The 3,492-nt window shown below is 74.2% G+C and carries 3 protein-coding genes; all 3 read right to left on the bottom strand.

Translation table 11 applies throughout. The features are described from left to right. A partial coding sequence (locus V7E46_RS33345; protein WP_333771899.1) for a TolB-like translocation protein occupies positions 1–976 on the bottom strand: 976 nt, incomplete at its 3' end. A gap of 26 nt (positions 977–1,002) precedes the next feature. Beyond that, positions 1,003–2,301 (bottom strand): MFS transporter, encoded by a 1,299-nt coding sequence (locus V7E46_RS33340; protein ID WP_333771898.1) that lies wholly within the window; start codon positions 2,299–2,301, stop codon positions 1,003–1,005. Positions 2,302–2,434: 133 nt separating this feature from the next. Beyond that, on the bottom strand, positions 2,435–3,304 hold the full coding sequence (locus tag V7E46_RS33335) for an alkaline phosphatase family protein (RefSeq protein WP_329179568.1): 870 nt from the start codon (positions 3,302–3,304) through the stop codon (positions 2,435–2,437). Between the last annotated feature and the right edge of the window lie 188 nt (positions 3,305–3,492).

The following is a 3,492-nucleotide window of genomic DNA, read 5'->3' as shown; positions in this document are numbered from 1 at the left end:
GGGCGGGGGAGCCGTCGGCGGGGACGGTGTAGAGGTCGGAGCCGTAGTCGCCGGGCATCGAGTACGCCAGGGTGTGGTCGTCGGTCCATACGGCCTGGTCGTCCACGCTGCGGGTCTCGGCGGTGGGATGGTCGCGCAGGGTGGCCAGGTCGAGGACGTAGAGCCGCCAAGGGGCGTCGGCCGGGAGGTTCTTGACGCGTTTCTTGAACGCGATCCGGGTCCCGTCGGGGGACAGCGACGGGCACTCGACGTTCTCCCGCAGGGTCACCGCGGTCCGCGCCCGGACGTCGCCCCGGATCAGATACGTGCGGCCGCCGGTGGCCATCGTGGCGTAGAAACGCGTGTCGTCGGCGAAGGTGACGCCCCAGAAGTTCACGTCGGCGGCCCGTACCCGCTTGCCGTCGCGCGTCACGGCGTAGTCCTCCAGGGTCGGCTGGAGGGCTCCCGTGCGGGTGTCGAGGATCGAGGTGCGGGTCGAGAAGTTCGTGCCCGCGTAGGAGTCGCCGCCCACGAAGACCGTCCAGGCGGCCATCCGCCCGCTCGGTGACACCCGCGCCCGGGTCGGGATGCCGGCCAGGTCCACCCGGCGGGTGGTGCGCAGCCGGGAGTCCAGCACCAGCGCGCGGTAGCTGTCGTTGACCGCGCCGCGCTCCGCCTGGAGGCAGATCCCGGTGCCGCCCGCCGCGTAGAAGCGCAGGCAGGCCACGCCGGAGGCGGTGCGCGGTCCGGCGGGCGCGGCGGCCGGGACGCTGGCCAGCTCGTCGCGGTGCGGCCCCCACGCCATCGAGCGGAAGACGATACGCGGCGGGCCCGAGGCGGCCAGCGACACCGTACCGGCGTGCACCGCGGGGCCGCCCGCCTGCACCTGGTTCCTGCGGTCGGCCCGGTCCGCGGCCCGCCAGACCGCGCCCCCGGCGACCGTCGCCAGCACCACGACCCCGGCCAGCAGCACCAGCAGCCGGGCGCGCGTACTGATCCGGTCGCCGTCGACCGCCCCCTGGCTCATACCGCCTCCGCGGGCCGCAGCCGTACCGACAGCGCCACGCTCGCCAGCAGCGCCACCGCGGCGCCGGCCAGCGCCGACCGGTCGCCGAACGCGGTCCAGGCCGCGCCGAAGGCGATCGAGCAGCAGAAACGGGCCGCCGCCTGCCCGGTCTGCACCAGCGCCAGCCCGCTGGAGCGCAGCGCCGCCGGTACGGAACCGGCCGCCGCCGCCATCAGCACACCGTCGGTGGCCGCGTAGAAGGTGCCGTGCAGGGCGAGCACCGCGTACGGGAGTACGCCCGCCCGCAGGTGGGCCAGCAGCAGGCCGTACGCCAGCAGCAGCGCGAGGTGGCCGCCGACGAAGACCCGCCAGCGGCCGACCCGGTCGGCCCAGCGGCCGAGCGGCACGGCGAGCAGCAGGAAGGCCGCCGCGGTGCCCAGCGGCAGCAGCGCGAACCAGCGGTCGGGCACCCCCAGGCGGCGCTGGAGCAGCAGGTAGACGAAGGAGTCGCTGACCGTGGCCAGGCCGAGCGCCACCGCGCACAGCGCCAGCCCGCGCAACTCGCGCCGCCCCAGCAGCGCGACGGCGGCCCGCAGCGACGGCCGGGCGGCACCGCTCCCGGAGGTCGGGACAGCAGCCGAAGCCCCGCCGGGAGCCGAAGCCCCGCCCGGCGCCGAAGCCTCGGCCGCCTCCCGCGTGCGGGTCGGGACGAAGAGCAGCAGCACCAGGACGCCCACCGCGGCCACGCAGAAGCTCACCGTGAACACCGCGTCGTAGCCGTCCGCCGCCTGCCGCAGGATCAGGAAGGCGACCAGCGGCCCCAGCAGCGCCCCCGTCGTGTCCATCGCCCGGTGCACCCCGAAGGCCCGGCCGCGGGACTGCGGCGGCGAGGACAGCGAGATCAGCGCGTCGCGGGGCGCGGTGCGCAGGCCCTTGCCGGTACGGTCGGCGGCCAGCACCGCGCCGATCAGCGGCAGCGTGTGGACGGCCAGCAGCAGCGGCTTGCACAGCGCGGACAGGGCGTAGCCGAAGGCGGCGACCTGCTTGTGCCGACCGCCGCGGTCGGCGAGGTGGCCGCCGACCAGCCGGACCAGGGCGCTGAAACCGTTGTAGACGCCGTCGAGCAGACCGAAGCCCAGCGGGGACAGGCCGAGTCCGGTGACCAGGTAGAGCGGCAGCACCGCGGTGACCATCTCCGAGGAGACGTCGGTGATCAGGCTGACCGCGCCGAGCGCGAGCACGGTGGAGGCGACGGCGGACCGGGGGGCGGGGGGGGGGGGGGGGCCCCCCGCGGCGGTCTCGTCGTCGCGACCCAGACCGTGGAGGTCTCCCTCCAACTCGACTNCCCCCCCCCCCCCCCCCCCCCCCCCCCCCCCCCCCCCCCCCCCCCCCCCCCCCCCCCCCCGAGGCCGCTGGTGTGCTCGCGCGGCTCTCGCTGACGTACATCGGTCAGCTGGTCCAGATGCCGGTGATGTCCGATGCGGACGCCGCCTGGCCGGCGTGCGTGGACGTCCCCGCGAGATCCTCCAGCGTCCGCAGGAGGTTGTAGTGGTTGTACGTGGTTCCGCTGGAGCTGCCCGCGACGACCGGCTGCCCGTAGAGCACCGTCGGGATGCGGTTGCCGCTGAGCGAGTTGTCCTCGTCGAAGGTCACCACGAGCAGGCTGTGGTGGGTCTTCGCCCAGGTCGCGTACGCGCCGAGGTTGTTCTTGACCCAGGTGTCACCGGTGGACACCGAGCAGTCGTGCATGTCGCTGCACAGGTTCGGCACCACGAAGGACACCGTCGGCAGCGTCGAGTAGTCGGTGGGGAACTGCGCGAAGGTCTTCGCGGTCGAGGTCGGCACATTGGAGAAGCCGAACCACGGGTTGTGCTTCTGCGCGTAGTTGCCGCTCTTGCAGACCGTCGAACCCTGGCTGGGCAGCGTCTCGTTGTAGGTCCCCCAGGTGTGTCCCGCCGCAGTCACCTCGGAGCCCAGGTTCGCCGCCTTGCTGAAGCCGGCCGTCACACAGCTGTCGTCGGTGACGCCCTGGGTCGAGCCGGAGAAGAGGGCGTAGTAGTTCGGCTGGCTGGGGTGGGTGATGGCGTGGCTCTGGGTGAGGTTGGCGCCGCCCGACGCGAGCGAGTTGATGTACGGGGCGCTGGAACTGCCGATCACCTGGCTGTACGCGTGGTTCTCCAGGACCACCACCACGGTGTGGTCGGGGGTGGGGACGGAGCCTGCCGCCTGGGCGTTCCCGCCGAGGCCGGCCCACAGGCCGGCGCTGGCGGCGGCGAGGCCGCCGGCGGTGAACAGAGCGGTACGGCTGCGGCTGCGCACGGGTTACCTCCGGTGAGGGGGGTCGGGCATCGGACGTGCGAGGTACGGGGCGGTACGGGGTGCTGCGGCGCACGGCACGGAGCGTGCGGTGTGCATGCCAAAGCTAGGAGGGGCCGGGGAACGCGGGGACGGTGAGCCGGGTGAAGAACACGCGAACACTCGGCTACGCGCCGCCCCCCGGGTTGTCC

Source organism: Streptomyces sp. IBSBF 2435, assembly GCF_036815005.1.
GTDB lineage: Bacteria > Actinomycetota > Actinomycetes > Streptomycetales > Streptomycetaceae > Actinacidiphila.
Note: the sequence above shows the minus strand (reverse complement) of the source record. Positions and strands in the feature narration are given on the sequence as shown.